The organism is Victivallis lenta (genome assembly GCF_009695545.1).
In the GTDB taxonomy this organism is placed as follows: domain Bacteria; phylum Verrucomicrobiota; class Lentisphaeria; order Victivallales; family Victivallaceae; genus Victivallis; species Victivallis lenta.
In genome coordinates this window covers 71,251-97,692 of sequence record NZ_VUNS01000016.1, presented here as the reverse complement: position 1 = coordinate 97,692, position 26,442 = coordinate 71,251, and the positions used below count along the sequence as shown (strand labels likewise).

The 26,442-nt window shown below is 61.8% G+C and carries 22 protein-coding genes; 1 reads left to right on the top strand and 21 read right to left on the bottom strand.

Features of this window, described 5'->3' with window-relative positions; genetic code table 11:
- The 19 genes from FYJ85_RS14460 to FYJ85_RS14370 form a co-directional block, all read right to left on the bottom strand.
- Positions 1-969: a glycosyltransferase gene (locus tag FYJ85_RS14460; protein ID WP_106053698.1), complete on the bottom strand. Its 969-nt coding sequence runs from the start codon at positions 967-969 to the stop codon at positions 1-3.
- Positions 953-2,803, bottom strand: a complete 1,851-nt coding sequence (locus FYJ85_RS14455) for an ArnT family glycosyltransferase (protein WP_154419307.1) — start codon at positions 2,801-2,803, stop codon at positions 953-955. Before FYJ85_RS14455 ends, FYJ85_RS14460 begins: the two co-directional genes overlap by 17 nt.
- A 12-nt stretch (positions 2,804-2,815) precedes the next feature.
- Positions 2,816-3,958 (bottom strand): aminotransferase class I/II-fold pyridoxal phosphate-dependent enzyme, encoded by a 1,143-nt coding sequence (locus FYJ85_RS14450; protein WP_106053700.1) that lies wholly within the window; start codon positions 3,956-3,958, stop codon positions 2,816-2,818.
- 27 nt (positions 3,959-3,985) lie between these two features.
- Positions 3,986-4,807 (bottom strand): nucleoside triphosphate pyrophosphohydrolase, encoded by an 822-nt coding sequence (mazG, locus tag FYJ85_RS14445; RefSeq protein ID WP_106053701.1) that lies wholly within the window; start codon positions 4,805-4,807, stop codon positions 3,986-3,988.
- Positions 4,807-7,134, bottom strand: coding sequence for an outer membrane protein assembly factor BamA (gene bamA / locus FYJ85_RS14440; protein WP_154419306.1), 2,328 nt, complete (start codon positions 7,132-7,134; stop codon positions 4,807-4,809). The genes mazG and bamA overlap by 1 nt, the downstream gene beginning before the upstream one ends.
- 45 nt (positions 7,135-7,179) lie before the next feature.
- Complete coding sequence (gene dnaB / locus FYJ85_RS14435; protein WP_106053703.1) at positions 7,180-8,598, bottom strand: replicative DNA helicase; 1,419 nt, start codon at positions 8,596-8,598, stop codon at positions 7,180-7,182.
- Positions 8,599-8,605: 7 nt separating this feature from the next.
- Positions 8,606-9,055, bottom strand: coding sequence for a 50S ribosomal protein L9 (rplI, locus tag FYJ85_RS14430; protein ID WP_106053704.1), 450 nt, complete (start codon positions 9,053-9,055; stop codon positions 8,606-8,608).
- 21 nt (positions 9,056-9,076) lie between these two features.
- Positions 9,077-9,307: a 30S ribosomal protein S18 gene (gene rpsR, locus FYJ85_RS14425; RefSeq protein WP_106053705.1), complete on the bottom strand. Its 231-nt coding sequence runs from the start codon at positions 9,305-9,307 to the stop codon at positions 9,077-9,079.
- Between the two features lie 77 nt (positions 9,308-9,384).
- Positions 9,385-9,999 carry a single-stranded DNA-binding protein gene (locus tag FYJ85_RS14420; protein ID WP_106053706.1) on the bottom strand — a complete coding sequence of 205 codons (615 nt, stop codon included), beginning with the start codon at positions 9,997-9,999 and terminating at the stop codon, positions 9,385-9,387.
- A 58-nt stretch (positions 10,000-10,057) separates the two neighbouring features.
- Positions 10,058-10,387, bottom strand: coding sequence for a 30S ribosomal protein S6 (gene rpsF, locus FYJ85_RS14415; RefSeq protein ID WP_158704042.1), 330 nt, complete (start codon positions 10,385-10,387; stop codon positions 10,058-10,060).
- Between the two features lie 10 nt (positions 10,388-10,397).
- A complete protein-coding gene (gene pth / locus FYJ85_RS14410; protein ID WP_106053708.1) occupies positions 10,398-11,033 on the bottom strand; it encodes an aminoacyl-tRNA hydrolase in 636 nt (211 codons plus the stop codon).
- Positions 11,034-11,059: 26 nt separating this feature from the next.
- Positions 11,060-11,692, bottom strand: coding sequence for a 50S ribosomal protein L25 (locus tag FYJ85_RS14405; RefSeq protein WP_106053709.1), 633 nt, complete (start codon positions 11,690-11,692; stop codon positions 11,060-11,062).
- Positions 11,693-11,737: 45 nt separating this feature from the next.
- Positions 11,738-12,691, bottom strand: a complete 954-nt coding sequence (locus tag FYJ85_RS14400; RefSeq protein WP_106053710.1) for a ribose-phosphate diphosphokinase — start codon at positions 12,689-12,691, stop codon at positions 11,738-11,740.
- 295 nt (positions 12,692-12,986) lie between these two features.
- Entirely contained in the window at positions 12,987-15,311 is a 2,325-nt protein-coding gene (locus FYJ85_RS14395) for a hypothetical protein (protein WP_154419305.1), read from the bottom strand.
- A gap of 3 nt (positions 15,312-15,314) precedes the next feature.
- Positions 15,315-16,016 (bottom strand): DUF1559 family PulG-like putative transporter, encoded by a 702-nt coding sequence (locus FYJ85_RS14390; protein ID WP_106053712.1) that lies wholly within the window; start codon positions 16,014-16,016, stop codon positions 15,315-15,317.
- Between the two features lie 25 nt (positions 16,017-16,041).
- Positions 16,042-17,106 (bottom strand): substrate-binding domain-containing protein, encoded by a 1,065-nt coding sequence (locus FYJ85_RS14385; protein ID WP_106053713.1) that lies wholly within the window; start codon positions 17,104-17,106, stop codon positions 16,042-16,044.
- 258 nt (positions 17,107-17,364) lie between these two features.
- Positions 17,365-18,120, bottom strand: a complete 756-nt coding sequence (locus tag FYJ85_RS14380) for a YebC/PmpR family DNA-binding transcriptional regulator (RefSeq protein WP_106053714.1) — start codon at positions 18,118-18,120, stop codon at positions 17,365-17,367.
- 111 nt (positions 18,121-18,231) lie between these two features.
- Complete coding sequence (locus tag FYJ85_RS14375; RefSeq protein WP_177996291.1) at positions 18,232-19,131, bottom strand: EamA family transporter; 900 nt, start codon at positions 19,129-19,131, stop codon at positions 18,232-18,234.
- Between the two features lie 157 nt (positions 19,132-19,288).
- On the bottom strand, positions 19,289-20,191 hold the full coding sequence (locus FYJ85_RS14370) for an AraC family transcriptional regulator (protein WP_158704044.1): 903 nt from the start codon (positions 20,189-20,191) through the stop codon (positions 19,289-19,291).
- A gap of 215 nt (positions 20,192-20,406) precedes the next feature.
- Between FYJ85_RS14370 and melA the strand changes: the two genes are divergently transcribed.
- Complete coding sequence (melA, locus tag FYJ85_RS14365; protein WP_106053717.1) at positions 20,407-21,759, top strand: alpha-glucosidase/alpha-galactosidase; 1,353 nt, start codon at positions 20,407-20,409, stop codon at positions 21,757-21,759.
- A 152-nt stretch (positions 21,760-21,911) separates the two neighbouring features.
- Here the strand turns inward: melA and FYJ85_RS14360 are convergent, their stop codons facing one another.
- Both FYJ85_RS14360 and FYJ85_RS14355 read right to left on the bottom strand, forming a co-directional pair.
- Positions 21,912-23,039 (bottom strand): LacI family DNA-binding transcriptional regulator, encoded by a 1,128-nt coding sequence (locus tag FYJ85_RS14360; protein WP_158704045.1) that lies wholly within the window; start codon positions 23,037-23,039, stop codon positions 21,912-21,914.
- A 132-nt stretch (positions 23,040-23,171) separates the two neighbouring features.
- Positions 23,172-26,297 (bottom strand): DEAD/DEAH box helicase, encoded by a 3,126-nt coding sequence (locus FYJ85_RS14355; protein WP_177996293.1) that lies wholly within the window; start codon positions 26,295-26,297, stop codon positions 23,172-23,174.
- Positions 26,298-26,442: the final 145 nt, after the last annotated feature.

Below are 26,442 nucleotides of genomic sequence, written 5' to 3'. Positions count from 1 at the left end.
TTATTTTTCTTCGCCGCGACCGAAAACTTCCTCAATGAAGTAACGCGGGCGCGCGCGGACGTCGTTGTAGATCCGGCCGATGTATTCGCCGATCATCCCGATGCCGATCATCTGGATTCCGGTGAAGATGAACATCACGGCAAACAGCGTGAACACACCGCCCTGGCCCCAGCTGTCGCCGTCGTCCCACAGAAAGCGGCGGACCACGATGTAGACGCTGAGCAGGTAACCGCAGAATGCCGCGAACAGCCCGAAGTAGGTCAGAATGCGCAGCGGCATCGTAGTCATGCAGGTCAGCAGGTTGAACTGCAAATTGATGAGCTTCCAGAGCGAATATTTCGAATCTCCGACCGCCCGCTCGTTGTGCCGCACCGGGATTTCGCAGGTGTTGCGCGCAAAGCTGTTCCCGAGCACCGGGATGAAGGTGCTCCGTTCGTTGCACTGCAGCATCGCGTCGACGATGTGCCGCCGGTAGGCGCGCAGCATGCAGCCGTAATCCCGCATCTTGACCCCGGTCGCCTTCTGAGCCACTTTGTTCACGATCTTCGAGGCGAACCGGCGGAAGAACGTGTCCTTCCGGTTCTGCCGGATGGTGCCGACCACGTCGTTGCCCTCTTCGGCCGCCGCAATCAGGTTCGGAATCTCCTCCGGCGGATTCTGCAGATCGGCGTCGAGCGTGATGACCAGGTCGCCGCGGACCTGCGAAAAACCCGCCATGATCGCGGAGTGCTGCCCGTAATTCCGGTTCAGGATGCAGCTGATGACTTCGCCGGGCCGCTTTCTGCTCGCCTCCTTCATGATTTCGGCGGAGTTGTCGCGGCTCCCGTCGTCGACCATGATGAATTCGAACCGGCGGTTGCAGCCGTCCAGAGCCGCAAGCGTACGGTCGATCAGCTCCTGCAGGCACCCTTCTTCGTTGTAAACGGGAACAACCACCGAAACGAATTCGATTTTATTTGACTTCTTCATGCTTTTCCTCGAAGGTTTGAGGCAGGCGCGGCGTCCAAACCGAACGCCTGCGGGATTTGCTTTCCATCACGTCGAACCGGCGTTCCGAAAAATCGGGCTTCTCCACATCGATCGGCAGCCCCAGCTCGGCCGCGGCCCGGGCCAGCGGCTTCAGATCCGATTCCCGGTCGAAGGAGAAGATCGCGACCTGATGACCCGCGTTCCGTTCGAGGAACTGCCGCAGATCGGCCAGATTGCGCTTCTGCTGTTCGGCGCGCCGCTGCTCCGGCGTCATGGCCCGGATCTGTTCCTCGGTGAAGGCGCGGCGCCAGATGAAATCCGGGCTGTCCGTGACCGGGCGCTGCAAATCCAGATAGAACAGCAGCTTCGACGGCGCGTCGTCCCGCCAGATGAAGATCCGTTCCGGCGACAGCCCGAGATCCGCGGCGAGGATTGCGTCGTACAGCTGTTTCTCCGTCCGATACCGGGTCAGCGACGGAATCACGCAGTCGAATACGCAGACGACCAGAATCGCGCAGCCGAGCACCATCGAGCCCATGCGGCGCGGCAGCCCGGTCCACCGTTCGACCGGACTCTCCGGCTGGTTGTCGATCAGAATCGCGCCGAGCGCCAGCAATCCGGCCGCCGGCAAAGCGATCACCGCCAGCAGCGGCGGAGAGAACTTGAAGAAATGGTTCCAGAGCGGAATCCCGACCAGGCTCGCGACGCCGAGCGAGGAGCCGATGATGACCAGCAGCCGCATCAGAAGCAGCACCGGCCGGTCCCACTTCTCCACGCTCAGGCCGCGGCAGAGTCCGGCTGCCGCCAGCACCGCGCAGAACGGCATGACCGGCAGGATGTAGTACCAGCGGCGCGATGTCGAGCAGCAGAACAGCACGAACATCGCAAGCGTGCCGATCATGAGCTCGCGGACCGGCGGAGGGAGCTTCTTCCAGTTCCGCACCATGCCGGCGATCGAGACGCCGATCACGAGCACCCACGGCAGCAGCGTGCGCGGCAGGTTGTAAAAGTAGCTGTAAAACGGATCCTTGTGATCGAACGCGTTGAAGACACGAACGATGTTTTCGCGCCAGACCAGCTCAAGCCCGCTCAATTCGTTCCCCTGGGCGCGCAGCGGCGGCTCCATCGGCAGGATCGACGCGAGGTAGAACGGCAGGAAATAGAGTCCCGCCGCCAGAAAAAACGCCAGGAAGTTCGACACTCTCAAATGCTTCAGCCACCGTTTTTCGGCCAGCAGATGAGGCGCAATGACCACGAACGGCATGACCAGCGCCGGCAGTCCCTTGGCCAGCGCGCCGAGGAAACAGATCAGATAGAAGATCAGATAGCGGTGGAAGGTCGCCTTCTCCTCCACCTGATAGAAGTACGCCACGGCGAGGATGATCGCCGCGAGATTGGCCGTGTCCGCCGCCGCCGTACGCGCCCAGAACAGGAAGCCGTAACAGGTCAGCAGCATCCAGCCGGCCAGCAGCGCAGTCCGGCGGTCGAACAGCTTTTTCGACAGCATGAGCGTCCCCCAGAGCCCGGCCAGCCCGGCCAGAGCGCTCGGAATCCGCACGATGAACTCGTCGAACCCGCCGCGCACGATCGCGAAGGGCAGAATCAGCCAGTAGGTCAGATGCGGCTTGTCGAAATAGACCTGCCAGTTCAGCGCCGGATGCAGAAGATCCCCGGTGATCAGCATTTCGCGGGCGATTTCGGCCCAGCGGTCCTCCGACGCCCAGAGCGCATTGTGTCCGAGAAAGAGAAACAGCGCGACAATCGAAAAGAGCCAGAAAAACAGCTCGTTCCGGCGGGTCGCCCCCGTCAGTTCCTGGTCCAGATGGTTGTCCATACGCTCTCCTGATTACTTTCCGGCCAGAACCGCTTTGATCGCCTCGACCACGTCGATCACGTCGTCGAAGGTCATGTCCGGGAAAAGCGGCAGCGAACAGATCCGGTCGCTGTTGTATTCGGTAGCCGGCAGCATGCCGGGCCGGAACCCCATGACTTCACGGTAATATTTCTGCAGGTGGGCGCAACGGAAATGCAGCCCGGTGCCGATATTCCGCGCCTTCAGCTCGGTCATGAAGCTGTTGCGGTCGATCTTCGGCGTATCGACCCGCACGACGAACAGATGCCAGGCGTGTTTGAAATCGTAGTCCGGATCGGCCAGCGGCCGGATTTCCGGAACGTTCGCCAACTCCCTGCGGTACAGCATCGCAAGTTCGCGGCGGCGCGTGTTGATATTGACCAGGCGCGACAGCTGCGATACGCCGATCGCAGCGCAGATGTCGGTCAGATTGTACTTGAACCCCGGCTCGATCACCTCGGCCTGCGGCGAACGGCCGCGGTTCTGGCGGTCGAACGCATCCATGCCGATGCCGTGGAACTTCCAGCGGCGCATGAGAGCCGCATCCTCCTCATTGTTGGTGACAAACATGCCGCCTTCGCCGGTCGTCACGTTCTTGATCGCGTGGAACGAGTAGATCGCCGCGCCGGTCGAACCGATGTGGCGCCCCTTGTAATAGGTTCCGAGCGCATGCGCGGCGTCCTCCACCACCGGAATCTCCCCGGCAACGCGGTAGATGCCGTCGAGGTCCAGCGCGGCGCCCGCGAAGTGGACCGGAATGATGAGCTTCGTCCGCGGCGTGATCTTCTCGGCGATGCTCTCCGGCGTCGCCAGCATGGTTTCGCGGTCGATTTCGCAGAAAACCGGCGTCGCGCCGGCCAGCACGATCATGTTCACGATCGAAACCCAGGTCATCGACGGCGTGATGACTTCATCGCCGGGACCGAGCTTCATGATCTTCATCAAAAGGTGCATGGCCGCCGTCGCCGACGAAAGCGCCACGCCGAACCGGTTGCCGGTAATTTCGCAGACGCCGGACTCCAGCGCCGCGTTCTGCGGACCGTTCGTGATCCAGCCGGAACGGAGCACCTCCGTCACGGCCCGGATATCGGCTTCGTTGATCGCCGGCCTGGTAAAAGGCAGAAATTCATTGCGCATCTTCTCTTCTCCTTATGATCGCGGGCTTCAGCGGCCCGTCTCTTTTTCCTTCTGCTTTGCCTCGCGCCAGAGCGCTTCGAGCCGGGCGCCGCCGGCCTGTTCAAGCGGAACGCCCTCCCGGGCCAGCACCCGCTCGATATAACGGAAGCGGGATTCGAACTTCCGGTTGGCCGCCCGCAGCAGCTCCTCGGAGGTCGCCCGCCTGCGGAAACGCGCGAGATTCGAAACCACGAACAGCAGGTCGCCGAGCTCCTCGTCGACGTGCTCCTCGTTCCCCTCCGCCATCGCCTCCTTCAACTCGGCCAGCTCCTCTTCGATCTTTCCGACAATCCCCTGCTGGTCGCTCCAGTCGAAACCGACTTTCGCAACCTTCTTCTGGATTTTCTCGGCCCGGTTCAGGCTGGTCAGATAGTGGCCGACCCCGTCGAGAATCGACGTTTCGCGCGGCTTGCCGGCCGCGGCTTTTTCCTTCTCCTTGATCTTCGCCCAGAGATCGGTGACCTCCTCCGCCGTCCCGGCCTCGGCGTCGCCGAAGATATGAGCGTGGCGGCGGACCATCTTCTCCACGATATGCCCGGCCATGTCGGTGTAGGTGAATTCTCCCTTCTCCTTCGCGATAACGGCCTGAAACAGCACGTTCATGAAGAGGTCGCCGAGTTCGTCGCAGATATCGGCCGGGTCGTCCCGGTCGATCGCATCGAGCAGTTCGGCGCACTCTTCGGCCAGACTGCGGCTCAGGGAGAGGCGCGTCTGTTCGCGGTCCCACGGGCAGCCGCCCGGGGCCCGCAGCCGCTCGAGAATCGCCAGCAGCGACTCGGCGGTCGGTTCAAATTTCAATTCTTCGCTCATCAGTACGAAAATCCCAGGTTGAAGTGGAAGCGCAGTTTGTTCGATTCGTAGTCCTGATTGTTCACGATCGGGTAAGCGAGGTCGAGCTTGATCGGCGCGTTGATTACCGGCAGCCGGATACGCAGTCCGTAACCGACGCCGACATTGATTTCGGAGAGGTCCATCTCGAACGAGTTCTTCCAGGCATTGCCGACATCGCAGAAGACGGCGCCGCGGATCGGCCCCCAGATCGGGTGGGTCACCTCCGCCGTCAGCTGCAGCATGGTCTGGCCGCCGTAGTTGTTTCCGTGGCCGAAGGTCGGCGAAACGGAGCGGTAGTCGAAGCCGCGCAGCGAATCGCTGCCGCCGAGGAAGTAACGCTCGAAAATCGGAACGTCCTTGTCGCGGTTGACCGTAGCCACCGTGCCGATCTTGCCGCCGACCATCGCGACGATCGCCTTGTCGAAAAAGCTGTAGTAGTAGCTGCCCTTGGCCTCGAGCCGGTAGTAGTTGCTCGACGAACCGAGGAACTGCGGCGTCACCGACCCGAAGAGGCTCGCATTGTAGCCGCTGGTCGGGTCCATCAGGCTGTCGCGGGTGTCGCGTTCGAGAGTCAGCGACGGCTGGCTGACCAGCTGCCCGTCGGTCTGCCTGTTCTCGCGCATGTAGTCCTTGAACCGGTGCGACACTTCATTGATTTTCACGTATTCGAACTTATAGCCGAGCGTGACCGACGTGAAGTCGTCGAAGATCCGGCGCGTCAGCGAAGTGCGGAAACCGACGCGGTTCTCGCGCCACTCATCGTAATCGACCATGTTCATATAGCCGGAAATCTCGAAACGCAGCGGCAGGTCGAACAGCCACGGCTCCACGAAATCCACGTTGAAGCCGGCGTTGTCGATGCCGAGCACGCCCTGGATGCGCATGCGCTGGCCGCCGCCGTAGAACCAGTTGCCGGGATTCATGATGTCGAAGTTGTCAGTCGAAATTTCGGCCATGCCGAAAAAGTTGCTGATGTCCGACGCGCCGGCGCCGATCCGGAAGTTGTAGCGGGTCGGCTTCTCCTGAACCTTGAACACGACATCCTTTTCGTCGAGCGCATCCGCGCCGACCGCCGACGCTTCGACATTCTCGAAATATCCCATGCCGAGCAGCCGCTGGCGGCTGACGTCGATGCGGCGCGTGTCGAGCGGATCGCCGTCATGAATCACGAGGTCGCGGCGGATCACCTTATCCTTCGTCTCGGTGTTGCCGGTGATGATGACCTGCCGCACGAAGTATTTGCGCCCTTCGGTGATCTCATAGACGATATCGACGGTCTTGTTCTCGAAATCCTCGTGCCGCACCGGGCGGCAGCTCATGTCGGCATAGCCGAGCGAGCCGTAACGGGCCGAAATCCCGCGCACGCTCTCCTGTTCGGCCGAACTCGAGAAGGTCTCCCCCTCCCTGAGCCGCAGATAGGGCAGCAGCTCCTCTTCGGTGAAGACCGTGTTGCCGACGATGGTCTGTTTGCCGACCTTGTAGGGCTCGCCCTCGGTGATCTTGAAGTCGAGGTCGACATACTCCGGATCGTCCGGAACCGGGGTCAGCACGACATCGTCGATCTTGAAGTCGAGATACCCCTTGTCATGGTACTTTTCGCGCAGCCGCGCCCGGTCGAGATCGAGTTCGTGCCGGTCCAGCAGTCCGTAGTTCAGATATTCGTTCACGAACGGCAGCCAGTTCCAATACGAATACTGGTTGGCGATCGAATGACGCAGATCCCACTGCGAAAAGAGCTCCGCCCCCTCGAACGTCACGTCGTGAACCCGGAGCTTCAGGTTCTCTTCAATCTGGAAGGTCAGCGTGATGGAACCGTCCTCGTCCGGCATGACGACCGGCGTGACCCTGTTGTCGGTATAGCCTTTGTCGTTATAGAACTTCCTGAGGTTCTGCGCGCTTTCGCGCAGCGCCTTGTCGTTCAGGAGACCGCCTTCGACGACCGTGACCTCCTTGCCGAGCTCGGCGGCGGAATATTTCACGTTCCCCTTGAACTGAATCAGCTTCACTCGCGGCTTCAACCGGAGTTTGAAGGTGATCCGCACCTTGTCGCCGGGCAGGTTTTCGACTTCGGAGACCACGTCGGCGAAATTCCCGGTGTTGTACAGCCGCTTGACGTCCGCGTCGAGCGTTTCGCGCTTGAACTCCGCGCCGGGACGCAGCTGGACGTTGAAGGCGACCTGCTCATCCGGGAGCGTCTGGAGCCCCTGCTGGTCGAATTTGACTTCGGCCACCTGGGCCGCCCAGGCTCCGGCCCCCGAAAGCACGAGGGCCGCCAGCGTCCGGCCGATAACTGTTGCGAATTTCACGATACTTTCCACTCCTGAGGATAATCCGGGACTCCGGGGAACGCCCTACTGCGGGCAGTCCTCCTCCTTGTACGGCGCGGCCGCGATGAACTCCATCTTCGTCGGAAAGAAGAGGAGCTTCAGGATGCCGGTCCGTCCGTTACGGTTCTTTTCGATGATCCATTCGGCGTCGACGCTCTGGTCGGCGCTCGAAACCTCCTTCGCATCGTCGCGGTTCCGGTGCAGGAAGGTCACGATGTCCGCGTCCTGCTCGATGGTGCCGGACTCGCGCAGATGCGCAAGCTTCGGGCGCGCCCCGGCGCCGGCGGTCTTGTCGACCTCGCGGTTCAGCTGCGCCAGCACGAGCACCGGAATCTTCAGATCTTTGGCCAGCGTTTTGATTCCGCTCGAAATCTCGGCCACCTCCTGCTGGCGGCTGTCGGTGCGGCCGTCGGCATGCATGAGCTGCAGGTAGTCGATGACCACACAATCGATATGCTCCTTCATTTTGAGCCGGCGCGCCTTGGCACGGAGTTCCGCGATGGTCAGCCCGCCGGTGTCGTCGATGAAAAGCTTCGCTTTCTGGAATGCGGAAACCGCATTCGTCATCTTGGTCAGGTCGCTGTCCAGGAAGGACTTGTTCCAGAACACCGACTCCGACAATCCGGCTTCGGTGCACAAAAGGCGGCGCGCGATCTGCGCCGCGGTCATTTCCAGGCTGAAAAAGGCCACCCGCCGCGGATGCGGCGACCGGGTCGGCAGCACGAGGTTCCGGATCAGATTCAGCGCGAGACTGGTCTTGCCGATGGAGGGGCGTGCCGCCAGAACGAACATTTCACCGGCTTTCAGACCGCCGGTGTAGGCGTCGAGCTGCGCGTAGCCGGTCGGAATGCCGACTTCGATTTCGCCGTTGTAGATCTTCATGAGCTCGCGGAATTCATCGGCGATGATATCCTGCACTTCGACGTTCGAGCTCTTCTCCTGGTCGTTGCGGACCTTGTAGATATCGGTTTCGATCTGTTCAACCAGCTGCCCGGCGTCGGCGTCCTGGTCGTAGCATTTCAGAAGCGACTCGCTGCAGACATCGATCATTTTCCGGAGAGTCGCGTATTTACGGAGAATCAGGCACCACGACTCGATGTTGACCGTGGTTGAAATCGCACCGTCCAGTTCGGCGAGGAACAGCTCGCCGCCGACGGCATCAAGCTTGCCGAGCGTCTTCAGCCGGTGCGCCACCGATATGATGTCGACCTTGAGCTCGGGATCTGCATAGAGGTCGATGATGACCTGGTAAATCTCGCGGTGTACATGCGAATAGAACACCTCCGGGGTCCGGAAGTGTTCAATTGCAATATCCACACAGGGACTGGGCTCCCGCAGCATCGCCGCGAGGACGGCCCGTTCCACGGATGGGTCGTGCGGCTGCGCCCGGTCGGGAAGAATCCCGGGAACCGGGCGGGCCGCGGCTTTCTCTTCAAACGCCATGCGCGCGTCAGCCCCGGACAACCCAGACCTTCAGCGTGGCGTCCACGTCCTTGTGGAGCTTGACCTCCACATCGAACGTGCCGAGCGTCTTGATCGGGTCCATCTTGACCCGGTTGTGGTCGATGCTGAACCCCTGAACGGCCAGCTGATCGGCGACCATGCGCGCGGTGACCGAGCCGAACAGCTGCTCGTCGTCAGTCGCCTGCATCGGAATCGAGAGCTCGATTCCGGCCAGTTTCTCGGCGAGCGCCTTCGCGTCGGCCAGCTCCTGCGCCCGGCGGGCGGCGATCTGGACCTTGCGCGACTCGATCAGCCGCAGCGTACCCGGAGTCGCCTTCGCGGCCAGCTTGCGCGGCAGCAGGAAGTTGCGGGCATAGCCCGGCGCGACATGGACTTCATCCCCGGCCAGCCCGAGGTTCTCGACGTCATCGAGGAGGATCAGTTTCACGTGAGCCATATTATTTTCCCCCTTCAGGAATTAGTACACGAGAGCGATGATGCGGGCGCGCTTCACGGCGGTGGCGAGCATCTTCTGGTGGTCGAGGCAGGTCCCGGTGATCCGGCGCGGCATGATCTTGCCCTTCTCGGTCTGGAACTTGCTCAGCGTTTCGGCGTCCTTGAAGTCAATGTAAGTGACTTTCGCCTCGCAGAAACGGCAAACCTTCGGCTTCGCCGGCGAACGGCGGCGACCTTGTCTTTTCGGCTGCATAATTTGATACCTTTCGTTATAACGTAAATGCGAATCTTTTGTTTTCTCTCATCCGTCGGCGGCCGGAACATCCGGCATCAGAACGGAATATCGTCTTCCATCCCCTCATCGGGATTGAAAGCGTTGTCCGGCATCGGCGGCATCTCCGGCTGCGGCGCACGGGGCATCCCGCCCTGCGGCTGCTGGGGAGCGCGCGGCATTCCGCCCTGCGGCGCCTGGCGCGGCTGGCCGTAGCCGCCGTTGCCGCGGGGCTGCTGGCTGTAACCGCCGCCCTGCTGCCCGCCGTAGCCGCCCTGCCGGCCGCCGCCGTAACTCTGCCCGCCGTCACCGTAGCCGCCCTGCTGCCCGTCGCCGCCGGGACGGCGGCTCAGGAACTGGACCTGTTCGGCGATCACCCGCAGCCGCGAACGCTTGCCGCCGCCGTTGCGGTCTTCCCACTGATCGAGCTGGAGACGGCCTTCGATCATCACCTGGGAGCCCTTTTCAAGGTACTGCTTGCAGCTCTCCGCGCTTCTGCCCCAGACCACGATGTCGACGAAGCACGGCTCCTCGACCTCCTGTCCGTTGGAGGACATGTAGCGGCGGTTCACGGCAATGCCGAACTCACAGACCGCCGAGCCGCTCGGCAAAGCGCGCAGATCGGGGTCCCGGGTAAGATTACCCAACAGAAAAACCTTGTTCAGTGATGCCATTTTCGGCCTCCAGGGTTAAAACTTCCAAAATCAAACTTCCGTCGGAGCGAATGCGCTCTTATTCAAGGTTCAGCTTGATCGGCCCCTCCGCAGCCGTCTCCGGACGGTCGCAGATCAGGATCATGTTGCGCAGGATGCGGTCGTCGAGCTTGTACTTCTCCTTGATGTCGATGACCTTCGCGGTCTCGAGCTCGAAGATGAAGTCGAAGTAGATGCCGGCCTTGCGCTTGTTGATCTCGTAGGTGAACTGGCGGCGGCCCATCGGGGTCGCGGATTCCATTTTCCCGCCGAGGGAGGTGATCAGTTCAGCGAACTCCTTGGTGAACGCCGCGCCCTCGTCATCCGTCTTGCGGATGTCCAGAATGAATACAGCTTCGTATTTCTTCAAAATAAACCTCTTACTGTGATTGGTTTGTTTTTTCCTCGTCTTCCGCCGGAGGCGCCCACGCATTGAACTTGTTCATCGCGCGGCTCATTCCGCCGGCCAACGCCGCGCGGACCGCTTCCGCCGCCGCATCAAGCGACAGCCCGAACCGTTCCGCTTCCGCGCCGTCGAACTTCGACAGCACATAATCAATCGTCCCGCCCGGAGCGGGGCGGCCGACTCCGACCCGGAGCCGCCGGAACGACGCGCTCCCGAGTTCGGCGATCACGGACTTCAGCCCGTTGTGGCCGCCGTCCGAGCCGCCGGTCCGCAGACGCAGCCGCCCGACCGGCAGATCCAGATCGTCGGACACGACCAGAATCTCTTCCGGACGAATCCCCTCTTTCCGGGCGAATCCCGCCACCGCCAGCCCGCTTAAATTCATGAACGTCTGCGGTTTCTGCAGAAACAGCGGCTTCCCCCGGAACATTCCGGCATGGACGAAACTCTGCGCCACATGCCTCGCTTCGAACCGCCCGGCCGGAAATCCGGCCAGCAGGCGATCGATCACCATGAATCCGGCGTTGTGACGGGTGCCTTCGTATTCGGCGCCGGGGTTGCCGAGGCCGACCACCAGCAGAATTCGCTCATTCCCGTCATAGTTGCTCATCACCGGACTCCGTCATCCCGCAAAGCTTACTTCTTCGCTTCGGCTTCGGGTTTCTTCTCCTTGATGGCTTCCGGTTCGGCCGCCGCTTCGGCCGGAGCTTCGGCCTCTTCCTTCGGACGGACGACATGGGCCACAACCGCTTCCGGATCGAGATCGGTGCGGACGCCTTCCGGCATCGCGAGATCCTTCACATGCAGGGAATCGCCGACGTCGAGCGAGGTAACTTCCGCGGCGATGAATTCCGGCAGGTGGTCCGGATGGCAGACCACTTCGATCTCGTGCAGCTCGAACTCGAGGATGCCGCCGCGGCTCACGCCGAGGCAGTCGCCGTGCGCATGGACCGGAACCAGGGCGGTGACGTCCGCATTCAGGTCGACTTCGAGGAAATCGATGTGCTGGACATAGTTCTTGAGGTGGTTGAACTGAACTTCCTTGACCAGCGCGGCGGTCTTGTTCGCGCCGTCGACCAGAGTCACCATCTGGACGTGGTGTCCGGCGAGGACCTTCCAGGCGTCCGCGTCGACCATGATCGCCTTCGCTTCCTTGCCCTTGCTGTAAATGACCGCCGGGATCATTCCGCTTTTGCGGGAGCGTCGGGAAGCGCACTTCCCGAATTCTTTACGATCCTGCACCGCAATTTCATTGTTGACTTTGCTCATGGAACCCCTTTCCTAATTCTTTGGTAATTTTATGAGCCGTAATATCTAGTGATTGATATAGAAGAGCGACGAGACCGACTTCCCGTCGTGGATGCGCCGGATCGCCTCGCCGAGCAGCGGTGCGACCGACACGACCTTGATGCGTCCGCCGAGATCGTCGACGACCGGAACCGCATCGGTGGTGACCAGCTGCTCGATCTCCGGCGTGGCGAGCAGTTTCTCCTTGCCGGATTCGCTCAGCATGCAGTGCGAAACGGCCGCGTAGATCTTCGCGGCGCCGTTGGCCTTCAGGATTTTCGCGGCGGCGCAGAGGGTTCCGGCGGTGCTGGTCAGGTCGTCGGTGATGACGCAGTTCTTGTCCTTCACATCGCCGACGAGGTGGCTCGACGCAACCGTGGTCGCATTGATGCGGCGCTTGGTCACGACCGCAAATCCGGCCTCGAGCATGTCGCCGTAGTTCATCGCCATCTTGGCGGAGCCCGAGTCCGGCGCGACGACGACGCCGTTGCTGCCGACGAGCTTCTTCAGGTACGGAACCAGAACCGGACGCGCATAGAGGTGGTCCATCGGAATGTCGAAGAATCCCTGAATCTGCTGGGAATGGAGGTCCATGGTGATGATGCGGTCGGCGCCGGCCTCGGTGATCAGGTTCGCCACGAGCTTCGCGGTGATCGGAACCCGCGGCTTGTCCTTGCGGTCCTGCCGGGCATAACCGAAATACGGCAGCACGGCGGTGATCCGGGCGGCGCTCGCACGGCGGGCCGCGTCGATCATGATCAGAAGCTCCATCAGATTGTCATTGGGCGGCTTGCAGGTGGGCTGAATCAGAAACGCGTCGGCGCGGCGGACGTTCTCTTCGAACTGCACGAAATACTCGCCGTCAGGGAAATGAGTAAGATGAACCTTGCCCAGACTGATCCCGAGATAATTCGCGATCTGCTGCGACAATTCCGGATGCGCGCTCCCGGAGTACACACAAATGTGCTTTGCCTCTTCCATTTGGACTTTCCATGTTTTTCGCAATTCGGAAACCCGTCCGGGAGGCGGAAAGAGCGCAGCCGCAACGGACTGCGTCATTCGAAAACCCCTCGGTGCGGCGGCCGTCTCCACTGAGGATGCACGACCGCGTTCGATCCGCAGGCACGGATCGAGGTCTCTCAAAATGCCGGTTTAGTTTTACCAACAAACTTTACTATATCACCAACAGGAACACTTTACAAGTAAAATCATTGATTTTTTCCGTTCCGGCGCAGGCCGGAGGCGCCGCCGTCTCAAGACATGTGCGAACCGGCCCTCACTCCCGGAACGTGATCAGGAGCGGATGCTCCTTCAGCGGCAGGTCTTCGATCCGGAGCCGCCCGTCCTTCACCTCGAACGGAATTCCGAAGCTGTCTCCGGTGATGAGGTCGACCGCCGCCGGAAGCCCGGCGAACCTCTCCCATCCTCCGATCTCGAGCGTGACCGCGCGGTTGTTGAACTCGCGTCCGTACGGCTGCATCGACCAGACCGCCAGCATCCGCTCCTGCGGCGCAGCCGGGTCGGAGAATGCATAGGCGCGAACCCCGTTTTCCGCCGCGATGCTCTGCTTGTCCCAGTCGCGGATCAGCTCTCCGCGCTGCGCGCTGCGATGCAGCGGAGCCGCCGTCACCTTCACTTTCGCAGCCGGATCCGGCTGTGCATTGTGCAGCAGCATGTTCATCCGCCGCACCGCGTAAAATGCCGGTTTCCGGGAGTAGTCCGCCCGAAGCAGGCCGAAATTCGACTCCGCGTCATGCTCGCCCGAACCGTAGTCGTCGAGAAAATCATACTGGCAGCTGACCGCCACCGGCAGCGCCAGCCCTTCGATGAAGCGGCGTACGAGATAAACCGCCTGCGCCTCCTCGGTGAAGCCCGCGTAAAGACCGGTTTCGTTCTTCCCGTCGAACCAGAAACCGGTGAAACCGAATTCCGTGATCCAGACCGTGCGCATCTTCCCGGTTTTTCGGAACTGCTCCCGGTAGGAACCGATGAGCCCGGCGAAGGTGTTTTCGGCATCGCCGACCCGGATTCCGTCCCGTTCGGCCAGATTCCAGCCGAACGGAACCTTCTCCGGCGGCAGCGAATAGGTGTAGGGGTGATCCACCACGCCGTCAAGCTGCGGGGAGACGCCGAGATTCAGGGCGTGAAAATTGGTCGGCGTATTCGAACCGAGCCCGATGACCGTTTTGTCCGGCGCGATCTTTTTAATCAGGTCGGCTCCGGCGTTCGTATATTCGACATGCTTTCTGACCCATTCCGAAACCGTGCCGTCGGATTCGTAGCCGTTCCAACTGCCGTCCCTTCCGTTGTGCCTGAAGGTCTGCCGCCACTGACCGAAGTTGTGCGGCTCGTTGCCGAGTTCGTAGACGTTCACGTAACCGCGGCTGCCGCGGACGATCGCCGCAAGCCGTTCGAGGAACCGGTCGAGCGGTTCATCGGCAGACATATCGATGACGGCGATAAGCTCGAGGCCGCGTTCCCGGGCGGCGCGGAGAGTCTCCGCGTCATGCTCCCGGAGTTTCCAGCCGCCCTCCGGCCGCTCTTCGGCCGACAGGCCGTCGCGGATGTATTTGTAGCCGCATGCCGCGATCTCATCGAGCAGCCGCGCCCTCGGGTACCAGCCCGCAAACGGCCCTTCCGGTTTCGGCGCATAGTTGAAGTGGACGCAGGTTCCGGTCCGGGCCGAACGAATGCCGCGGCCGTTCTCCGGAGCGTCCGGCCGCGACGCGGCCTCCCGTCCGGCGATGCTCGACGCGAATTCCGCGGCGGAACCGTTCTCGGCTTCGAGCCGGAACCGGATGCGCGTCACGCTCCGCGGATTGACACCGTAAGGGAATGCAGGCTTCCAGCGGAGAACACGCTCTCCATCCTTCGGGTCGAGCCGGAACCGGGTTGCCGCGTCGCGGCCGGCCCGCGGTTCGACGAGGGTCAGCTGTGCCGGGACGGCGTTCTCTCCCGGAACGGCGGCAAGCTTCAACTCCGCGCCTTCATACTGCGGAAGCCACTCCCCCGCGAGACTCCAGCCGATGGCGGATTCCCGGAACGGCTTTCCGGCCAGCGATTTTTCGGGCGGAGTGTCACTCACCCCGGCCAGCGATTTCACGAGCAGCATGCCGCCGAAGGGTGCGGCACCCGGCTTCCCGACGGTCAGCCAGAGTCCGGCGGCCGGCGGAGTGAAGGCGGAGACACCCTCCCTGCCGCCCCAGGCGCCGGACCACGGGCCGGCAGCGGAGACGGTCAGCACGGTATCGCCGCCGGGCCGGACCGTGACCGGCACTCCCTGAAAGGTTCGGCCGTTGGCGTCGGTCAGGCGGTAATTGACGGAGCTTTCCCGGTCCGCCGCAACGGTAATGCGGTATTCCGGCAGGTCCGGCAGCGGGAAGGTCGGGCGTATCCCGACATAAGCGCCCCCGCCGGTGAAGTCATATTTGAGGGCGAGTCCGCCGGGCGCCTCGGCGACGCCGCCTCTGGCGCCCCCGAACTCGGCTCCGTCAATGAAGACCCAGTTCCGGGCCGAACGGCAGCTGTCGATCGGATAAACGGCCGCTCCGGCGGCCAGCGCGGCGAAAAGCGATACGATGATTGCTGGTTTCCGGATCATCGGCTACTCTTTCATGTTCGAGAGGGTCCAGCGGTTGTTGTCGCACCACTTGTTGTAGAGCACGCCCTCGTGATAGAGCCCGTCCCAGAGGCGGTTCGGACTGCGGACCGCGGAAGCGTGCCCGTCCAGCCAGAGCACGTTGCCGGCGCCGTTGTGGCGTACCGTCGCACACGGATTGCCCGGATCAGCCCAGCTCAGGGCGCGGATGTATCCGGCCTGCTTTTCCGAGTTCAAATCAGTGTCGGCCTCGATGATGCCGACGGTCGTGCTCGCTTTGACCGCCCGGACGCTTTTGCTGCCGGGAACATGGAAAAAGTTGATTCCGTAGCTGATGCGGCAGTCGGTGAACAGCGTCTCCTTATTTTTTCCGTTCCGGATATTCGGGTCGGAGGTGCACCAGAACATGTCCGCCTTGCGGTTTGAGACGCCTTCGTTCTGACGGCCGAGGAACGGCAGCAGCATCGCGTGCCAGCTCAGGTAATTGTTGTTGGTGCCGTCCGGATTTTTTTCGGACGGGTAGTAGCCGTCGCCGGCGTCGACATAGAGCATCATCGCCGTTCCGAGCTGGCGGACGTTGTTGAGGCAGCTCGACTGCCGCGCCGTTTCGCGCGCCTGGTTCAGCGCGGGCAGCAGCATCGCGGCGAGAATCGCGATGATCGCGATAACGACCAGCAATTCGATCAGGGTGAATCGGTTCGTTTTCATTTTATTCCATTCCTTGTGGGTTCGTTTAAGTCAGCGCACCGGCCGGATGCGGGAGAGTCCGGACAGACCCGCGTTCGACCACGCTGGAATCGATGATTTCATGGATGCAGGGCAGTCCCGGCTCCCGGAGGAGGCGTAGGACCGCGCCGATGACCTTGCCGGCGGAGACCTCCGCATCGGCGTCGATGCAGGTGACCGGCGGCAGGAAATAGGCGGCCTGGTCGACGTTGTCGGCGGCGATCACGCTGATGTCGTCCGGCACCCGGAAACCGCAATCGGCCAGCGCGGAAATCGCCGAAAAGGCGGTCGCGCTGCTCATCATGTAAAGCGCGGTGAATTCCGGGGTCTTCGTGCGCAGCCGTTCCGAAAAGACGAGATGAGTCGTCATGGCGGAGTTTTCCCCCTCGTGAACTTTGCAGTCGATAAGTTCGACGGAACAGCCCGTGGCGCGGGCGAAAGCCAGGAAGCCGTCGCGCCGGCGGTCGCAGATCGCGTTGCGCGGCTCCGAAAGCGCAACGGCGAATTTCCGGTGGCCGCGCCGGAAAAAGTATCCGGCGCCGAGCATGCCGTTCTGGAACGGATCGGTGCTGACAAAATTCAATTCGATGCTGTCGAAGATCCGTCCCATGATCAGAACCGGGATCGGCGCATTCCCGAGGTGGTAAACCTCCTGCGGCGTCAGCCGGTGCAGCAGGATGGCGATAACTGCGCTGAGCCCTTCGGTTTCGAGCTGCCGGAACGAATAGCCCCGCGAGTAATTGATACGTACGACTTCAAGGCCGTGCCGAAGCGCTTCACGGCGGATTTTCTCCTCGTGCTGAAGGTGGACCGGACTCGGCCAGTCCGGCATCCAGATGCCGATGCGTTCCATGGCCGGCTCTCCCTGCGGCCGCACCAGCAGTTCGCCCTTCGGCGTGCGGTGCAGAATCCTGTCCTCCTCAAGCTTGCGGATTGCACCGGTGATGGAGAACTGGCTCGTATGGTAACGCCGCATCAGCGAACGAATGGAACCGAGCCGGGTGCCGGGAGGATTGTGGTCGATCTCCTGCCGGATGCTCTCGTAGATCTGTTCTGCCTTGCTCTTTTTCATAATTTCGCGCTCTTTGTCCTTCGTGTATCTGTATCATATTATGTCAGTATTGATACAGTGGTACAAGATGTATCAATGATTTTTTCACAAAAAAATGATGCGGAGGACGAAAGCCGGCCGGCAGAACGGTACGGCCGGATTTCCGGATGCATCTGCGGAAAAGGCGGCCCGGCAAAAGAGAAAGGCGGCCCGTTGATTCCGGGCCGCCTTTGGCATCGGGTGAGAAAAGAGACTTAAAGCTTATCCGCTGATAAGCTCTTACTCTTCCTCGAGCTGGTCGGCGATTTCGTCGGCGATCTCGTAGTTCGCGGTCACTTCCTGAACGTCGTCGAGGTCTTCCATACGCTCCACGAGGCGCATGACCTGACGCGCAGTGGAGACGTCGGTGATCTCCGTCACCATTTCCGGCTTGCGGACCACCGCGGCTTCTTCGGTCGGAATGCCCTTCTCCTCGAAGAGTTTGACCAGCGCTTCGAAATTCTCGGGATCGGCCCAGATTTCGGCGACGCCGTCCTCGACGGAGAGATCGTTCGCACCGGCGTCAAGCACGATTTCCATGAGCTTGTCCTCGTCGGCCCAGTCGCCGGAAATCGTGAAATGAGCCTGCCGCTTGAACATGCGGGCAACCGCGCCGGAACCGGCCATATTGCCGCCGTTGCGGTCGAAAACCATGCGGACGTCGCTGATCGAACGGTTCCGGTTGTCGGTCAGGCATTCGACGATGACGGCCACGCCGCCGGCGGCATACCCTTCGTAGACGATCTCCTCGTAAACCACGTCGCCGAGCTCGCCTGCGCCCTTCTTGATCGCGCGTTCGATGTTGGCGTTCGGCATGTTGACCGCCTTGGCGGCGACGAGAGCGGAACGAAGCCGGGGATTCGCATCGGGATCGGAGCCGCCCATCTTGGCGGCGACCATGATTTCCTTGGCGATTCGGGAGAAAGCCTTGCCTTTGACCTTATCGGCGGCTTCTTTCTTGTGCTTGATGTTTGCCCATTTACTGTGCCCGGACATTTTTGACTCCAATCAGTTGAGTTTGAACATAATTACGTTAATTTAACCCCGAAAGCCGGAAATTTCAAGCGCACGGCTGCATTTTAAGCGCGGTTTCCGGCCCGGAACCGCTCAGCTTTGCCGCCCTGCACAGGAGTAGAGGGTCATGGCGATCAGCATCAGAACCGCCATGACCGCCCGGCGGGTCCACGCCCGGGCGCCGACCCGCGGCTCAAGCCCGGCAAAACCGAACCGGAGCAGCAGAAGCCCGAGCAGCACCGAGATGAGTCCGCGGCCGGCCTGAATGATGTTCCCGAACAGCACGCCGATCGCTCCGAACGACGTGAAGAGGAACAGCATGGCGAGGTACCATGCCGCGGCGTAGGGGATCGCGTCGATGAAGCAGCTCCGGTTCCATTTCAGCCGGACAAAGGCGAGGCTTGAGACGCAGCCCAGCACAGAGAACGCGACTCCGGTCACGGCAACGGAGTTCAGCAGCAGGCTTTCTCCCGGCATCATGAGGATCATGGCGGTTTCGACGAAGTCGGCTGTCGCATAGGTCAGCAGCGTCAGCAGCAGAAAGAGGCAGCCGCGCGGAGAAAGCGCCCCGCCGGAGAAGTTCATGCCGACCGCCGCGACGGCCGAACAGCCGATCGCAAGATATTGCAGGTCATTCAGCGGCTGGTGCAGGATTGCGACGGTGATGGCCGCCAGCACCACGATTTTGAGCCCGAGCAGCGAACTCAGCCGTGAAGCTTCGATCTCGCGCAGCGCCTGGAAAAAACAGAAATAGCCGGAGCAGCTCGCCGCCACGAAAACCACCAGCAGCATGCAGAATGTTCCGTTGAGCGGCACGCGGACGAACGGCAGCGTCGCGGCCAGCGTCAGCAGCCCGAAGCCGAACATGACCAGCTGCGAATAGACGACCAGCAGCCCCGGATTGCGATGCTTCAGCACAAAGCGGCGTGAAAAAAGATAGGAAGTCGATTGCAGCAGCGCGCTGACGAAACCGGCGGTGACGCCGAACCACATGATGGATTCTCCGAATGCGTGAATGAATTTTTTTATCATTGACGCCGTATGCAAGTTTCCTGACGGGAACTTGCATACGGCACTCGTTATAATATAGCAGCAGATCGGCAGATGTCGCGTCCGCTCCTCCGGAATATGAAAAAAAACGTGCGCGCCGTCAGACGCCGGCACCGTGCTCCCGCCGCGGGGAGCCGGCGCTTTCGCCGCCGCTGCGGTAGCCGCCGGGCGTCGTGCCGTAGTGATGTTTGAACACCTTGCAGAAATAGCTGGTGTCCTCGAAGCCGCACTGCATGGCGATCTCCTTGACCGGAGCGGCGGTGGTCTGCAGCATGCGGACCGCGAGGCGCATCTTCTGGGCGATGATGAATTCGTGCGGCGGAACCCCTTCGATCTCCTGAAACCGGCGCGTGAAATGCCAGCGGCTGCATCCGGCGACCCGGGCCAGCTCGTCCACGGAGATGGGGCGGTCGAGGTTTTTCCGGCAGAAAGCGTGGACGCGGGCCATGAAATCCTCTCCCCTGGCCGGAGCGGAAAGGGCCGGTTCGGCCATCAGCGACATCAGGAACGAATAGGCGCGGGCGCTGGCGTCATACCGTCCGGCAAGCCGTTTTTCCCGGCAGACCGCCAGCAGCTCCCACGCCATGCGAACGGTGGCGGAGTCCGCCGCAAACGGGCGCACGATGCCGTTGCGCCGCCGGTATTCCGTGCCGAGCCGCACAAGCTCGGAACCGTTGACCGTGACATAGAGGAACTCCCACGACGCCGAATCGGGCGGCAGAAAATAGACGTGCGGTTCGGGAACCATGAGGACGAACGCGCTGCCGGGCGGAACCGGATACTCGCGCCCCCCGTGGCTGACCCGCCCCATGCCGTTCAGCGTGTACTGCCAGATCACGAGATTGTGGTTGCCGCGGTTGAGCCCGTCGAAGCGGTACTCCGGGCTGCGGGCCAGTTCGTGGCCGCAGTTCAGCAGCATGGAGTGCAGCCGTTCGGTACGCTCGGTGTAAAACGGCGTATACGATTCGAAACAGACTTTCCCGTAGCGGATCAGATCCGGCATCTTTTCCATCCCCCATTTTTCAGAATTTACCACAGGAATATCGATTTTCAACTGCAATTTCCTGAAATCAGAGCACAAAATTACTGTTAATAGCATATTTTTCTCATTTACTTTTCAGCGGAGCGGGATATTGTATAAGGAAAGGCATCCTCAAGTCAAGGAGCGGGCCGCAGGGCGATTCCGGCGGCCGGAGAAACAGGAAGGAACAGAGAAAGATGGCCAAGATTACATTCATGGGGGCGGGCAGCACGGTGTTCGTCCGCAACGTTCTCGGCGACTGCATGTGCCGCGAGGCGCTGAAGGATTCCCACTTCGCGCTGTACGACATCGACGGACAGCGGCTGAAGGAGTCGGAATTCATCCTGAAGACCCTGAATGCGAACATCAACGACAATCGCGCCACCATCACGTCGCACCTCGGCGTCGAGAACCGCAAGGAGGCGCTGCGCGGCGCCGATTTCGTGGTCAACGCGATTCAGGTCGGCGGCTACGAGCCCTCGACCGTGATCGATTTCGAGATTCCGAAGAAGTTCGGCCTGCGCCAGACCATCGCCGACACGCTCGGCATCGGCGGTATTTTCCGGGCGCTGCGCACGATTCCGGTCATGCTCGATTTCGCCCGCGACATCGAAGAGGTTGCGCCGAACGCCTGGTTCCTGAACTACACGAATCCGATGTCGATGCTGACCGGCGCGATGCTGCGCGGCACCTCGGTCAAGACCGTCGGTCTCTGCCACTCGGTCCAGGTCTGCGCGAAGAGCCTGCTCGAAACGCTCGGCATGGAGTGCAGCGAGGAACGCGCCGCGAACCTCCGCGCCCATATCGCCGGCATCAATCATATGGCATGGCTGCTCTCGATCTCCGAGAACGGCAAAGACCTCTACCCGGAACTCAAGAAGCTGGCCGACGAAAAGATCGCCCAGTGGCGCGCCGCGAAGGACCCGAAGGAGAAGTCCGGCAATATGATCCGCATCGAGATGATGCGCCGCTTCGGCTTCTACGTGACCGAGTCCAGCGAACACAACGCCGAATACCAGCCCTACTGGATCAAGGCGAAATATCCGGAACTCATCGAGGAGTACAACATTCCGCTCGATGAGTATCCGAGAAGATGTATCCGCCAGATCGAGGACTGGAAGAAGCAGTATGCCGAACTGTCGAGCGATCCGCACCTGTCGCACAAGCTGTCGCATGAGTACGGCTCCGGCATCATGGAGGCGGTGGTGACCAACAAGCCGTTCCAGATCGGCGGCAACGTGCTGAACAACGGCTTCATCCCGAACCTTCCGTCGAAGGCGGTGGTCGAAGTTCCGTGCCTCGTGGACGGCAACGGCGTGCAGGGCTGCTACGTCGGCGAGCTGCCGACCCAGTGCGCCGCGCTGAACATGACGAACATCAACGTGCATCTGCTGACCGTCGAAGCCGCGCTGACGAAGAAGCGCGAGCGGATCTACCAGGCCGCGATGCTCGACCCGCACACGAGTTCGGAACTGTCGGTCGACGATATCGTCAAGATGTGCGACGAACTCATCGCCGCGCACGGCGATATGCTGCCGAAGTACAACTGAACTGCGGCATAACAGCTTCCCGAAGCCCCGCTTCTGCAGAAATGCAGCGGCGGGGCTTTTTCAGCCTGCCGGCGGCGGGAAAGAGACGGCTTTCGGAAAACCGGGCGCGCGGTCTCAATATGACAGCCGGGGCAGCACTGCCGGCGGCCCGGTCAATCCCCGTCTCCTGAGACTGACAATGCCCCTTTGATCCCGTCCGCCTCCGCCCGGGCCGCTTCGCTTCCCGGCTTTCGGGGAGGAGCGACCGTCTGGCCCGTGCGCAGAAGCGGGGAGAAGCTTCTCACCACGGGCGCCGCCGCCTTCCGCTCGATCAGGTCGATCAGCATTTCCGTCCCCGCACGCCCCATCTCCGGCAGCACATGGTCGATCACCGTCAGCACCGGATCGACCAGATCGATGAATTCGCAGCAGTCGATGCCGAGCACGCTCAAATCGCGCGGAATTTCCAGCCGCATCCGCCGCGCCTCGTGCAGAACCGACACCCCGACCAGTGAATTGTAGGCGATCACCGCCGTCGGCGGCTCCGGCAGCGCCATCAGGTAGCGCAGCGCCTTTTCCCCCGTAATCTGGCAGTAGTGTTCCTCCACGCTCGGCGGCGGAACGCATCTCGCCCGGTCGAACACCAGCGCCGGGTCGGGATCGACCGTCCCGGCCGCCTGACAGGCCCGGAACGTCTCCAGCCGGATCTGCGAATCACTCTGGTCCCGGTTCACGCAGTCCGCGATGAACCCGATCCGGCGGTGCCCGCTTTCGCGCAGCGTCCGCACGGCCAGCTCCACCGCGGCCCGGTTGTCGAAAATCACGCGCGAAAGCGTCCTCTGCGGCACCGGCTGGTCGATCGCCACAATATTCGTGCTGACCTCAAGCAGCCGGTCCACCCAGTCCGCGTTCGAATCGGAGTGAATCAGAATCACGCCGTCGATGCGCGATTCGGCGATCTTCTCCGCGCAGATATCCGGCAGATTCCGGCTGCTGATATTCAGGACGAGCAGATCGTAGTTCCGGTCGCGCGCCGCCTGCTCGACCCCGCGGAAGATCGCCATCTCGTAATCGTTGCTGAGGCTGCGCCAGCTCTTCGGCTGAACGTAAATCCCGAGCGTCATCGAGCGGCGCGTCTTGAGGCTCTGACTCGCGAAGTTCGGATGATAACCGAGCTCCGCCGCCAGCTCCAGAATCCGGCGCCGCATCGCGTCGCTGACCTTCGTGTTGCCGCGCGACCCGTTCAGCACGGTCGAAGCAACCGCGATCGAGCACCCCGCCGTCGCGGCAACCGTTTTCAATGTGACATTCGCCGTTTTTTGCATCCCGCCAAACCAATCGTTTAGTTGTCCTGTTTTAAGTATAGCGGGATTTTTGGAAAAGTCAATAGCCCGATCGAAAAACCGGCGATTTTCCGACCGGGCGCGCCGGCGTCAGGCGTCGAGCAGGAACCGGAGCTCTTCGATGGAGAGCGCCCCGGCGGCGGCCTCCGGCGAATCGATGACCGAATCGAAAATCTCCTGCTTTCTGCTTTGCAGCTCGAGAATCTTCTCTTCAATCGAATCCTTGACCACCAGCTTGAGACTGCTGACCGGGCGGGTCTGCCCGATGCGGTGAGTCCGGTCGGCGGCCTGAAGCTCGACAGCCGGATTCCACCACGGGTCGTAGATGATGACCGTGTCCGCGCTGGTCAGATTCAGGCCGGTTCCGCCGGCCTTCAGGCTCAGCAGGAAGAGCGGAATGGACGGATCATTGTTGAAGTGATCGACCCGCTGCTGCCGGTTGCGGGTCCCGCCGTCCAGGTATTCGAACGGGATTCCGCTCTCTTCAAGCTCCGGAATCGCAAGCGACAGGAGGCTCGTGAACTGGCTGAACAGAAGCACCTTGTGATTGCTGTCGAAGTGTTCGTGCAAAAGCTCGAGCAGAAGCTCCATCTTGGCCGACGGCACCCCCTTTCCCTCGCCGTCCGGGAGCAGCGCCGGATGGCAGCAGATCTGGCGCAGCCGCAGCAGCGTCGTGAAAATCGCCGCATTGCTGCGGGCGTCGTCCTGCCGGAAGGAACGGAGCGCCCGGCGCCCTTCCTCAAGCACCGCATCGTAAAGACGGCGCTGCTCCGGCTCCATTTCGCAGTAGATGGTCCGCTCATGCTTCGGCGGCAGGTCCGGCGTCACCATCGCCTTCGTGCGCCGCTTGACGAACGGAGCGATCCGGGCCGCAAGGTCGTGCTGCAGCGCGGAGTCGTTCCGGATATCCGCGTAATAGCGGCGGAATGCAGTGAGATTGCCGAGCATGCCGGGCTGCAGGAAGTCGAAGATGCTCCAGAGGTCCTCCGGCGAATTTTCAAGCGGCGTGCCGGTCAGCACAATCCGGTGCGCCGCATCGAGACTCTTGCAGTGGCGCGCATTGGAGGAGCCGGGGTTCTTGATGTGCTGCGCCTCATCGAGCACGACGAAGCTGAAGCTGTAATGCTTGAGCTTGTCGCCCGAAAGCCGGGCCGCGGCGTAGGAGAGGATGACCAGGTCGTACTCCGGCAGGCTCTTCCAGATCGCGCCGCGTTCCGTTCCATCATGCGGAGCGGCGACCTTGAATTCCGGGACGAACTTTGCGGCCTCCCGCGCCCAGTTGTCGGTCAGAGAGGCCGGACAGACGATGAGCGCCGGAGCCATGCCGCGCTTCTTGCGGGAAGCCAGCAGCGCGAGAAGCTGGACGGTTTTGCCGAGCCCCATCTCATCGGCCAGAATCACATTGTAATTCCGGTCGGTCATGTACTGCAGGAAGCGGACGCCCTCCTCCTGATATTTGCGGAGCGTCCCCTCGAAGCGGAAATCGGGCTGGAGATCGTAACCGGACGGGACATCGCCGATTCCGCCGCCGGCAAGCTCCGGGACGACTGCGCCCGGAATATCCCGGACCAGAAACGTGAAATACTCCGCCGCATACGACGGCACCTCGAACGTGCGGCCGATCGGATCGAGCTTGCGGATCGCGCCGGCGGCGGCCGGGAAAAAGCGCATGAGCTCCGGCGACAGCTTGACCATGCCGGCCCCCGGCAATGCGAGGAAGCCGCTGCCGGATTTCGCGGCGTCGAGACAGCTCTTCCAGTCCGCGACGGCCCCGGCCCCGGTCAGGCTGTATTCGACGACCCAGCCGTCGGGCAGCCGCGCGGACATCCGGCAGGAAAATTCAAGCCCGGGCAGCCCGGCATTGCCGCGCAGCTGCCCGGCCAGCCGGCCGGAAAGCACAAGTTCATCGCGGATCGCCAGATATTCCGGAAGCGCCCGGTCGAGGAAAGTGCCGATCCGGTCCGAACCGGTCAGGACATACCCGCCCTCCTCCGGCGCGAAACCGAACATGGCCAGATCGTTCTCGAACGAGCGCTCCCCCTCCTCGTCGCGCCGCCAGAAGTGGTCGCCCTCGCGCACCAGCCGCCCCGATTCGGGGCGCACGCTGACCCGGCGGTCGTCCGAATCGTACAGATAGCGCAACGTCAGCATGAATTGGTCCGGCCCGGTCAGAGCACCGTCGAGCAGCAGCCCGGAACGGCGCGTATCGAGATCGAATCCGTCGGTCCGGATCACAGGAAGCGGAAACTCCGCCAGGAAATGTTCGACGCTCTCCCCCGGCGGCGGCGGCTGGATGCCCGACCGGAAAAAGTTGCGCAGCCAGCTGATCTCGCAGACCGCCGGGACGAAGAAATACTCCCCTTCGCGGCCGATCCAGCAGCCGGAACGGCCGGTGATGACCTTCGCGCCGGCGATCGGCAGCGCCGCCCCGTTGACCCGGATACCGGGAGACATCACGCTCTTCGGCCCGCGGCCCGAAACCAGCAGCACAGCCTCGGCGAAACCGCCGCGCACATGGAGCTTGCGCCCCTCGCGCGTGAAGCGCGGAAAATCGACGAGACAGTGGAAGAATTCGGCGGTCATCTCCGAATTCAGCAGAATCTGCGAATTCTCCGCCTCGCCGTTGATGGCGAGAAACCGGATGATCTGCTGCTCATGCAAAGAAAAATGGTCCAGCTTCAGCGTCACTGTCAGGGATTTGTCGAAATAGAGCTGACGCAGGTTGTTCAAATTCCCGATATAATCGCGCCCGGCCCCTTTGAGCTTGACGGCGAGCGCGGCGTTCTCCCACTTGCTCGGCACGTGCGGAAACGCCGAGACCGCATCGATATGAAGCTCGGCCTGCGGCGTTCTGGCCCGTTCGACGAGCTTCGGCAGATTCTCCTGCTTGAGACCGCCGTAATAAGCCGGCGCCTCCTCCTCGGCCGGACGCTTCGCGGCCGGATTGAAACGGCCGGAATAAAGAATCAGCGCGACGGCATGCTCGCAGAGCCTGCCGGGTGCCGCATGTCCGCAGCTGCAGCTGCCGGCCGGATTCTCCCCGGTCCGGACCCGGGTGTCGGCGGAACCCTCCGTCAGATGAAAACGTCCGCAAAGTCTCCCTTCGCGGTCACGCCAGGCGCCGGCAAGACGGCCGCTTTTCAGCAGCCCCTTGGCCGCCTTCAGCTCGGCGGCGCCGGAAATCTCCTGCAATCTCTCTTCAAAACTTTTTTTCATCAGTTCCCCAAATTGCATATACACCGTGCAAAATCCCGACCACTCCTCCGGCAAATCGGAACATGAATTATTTAACATAGCCGCATTCAGGCAGTTTTTCCAGTTTATTCCGCCGCCAAGTTGGAAAAATTTGTATTTACGGTGT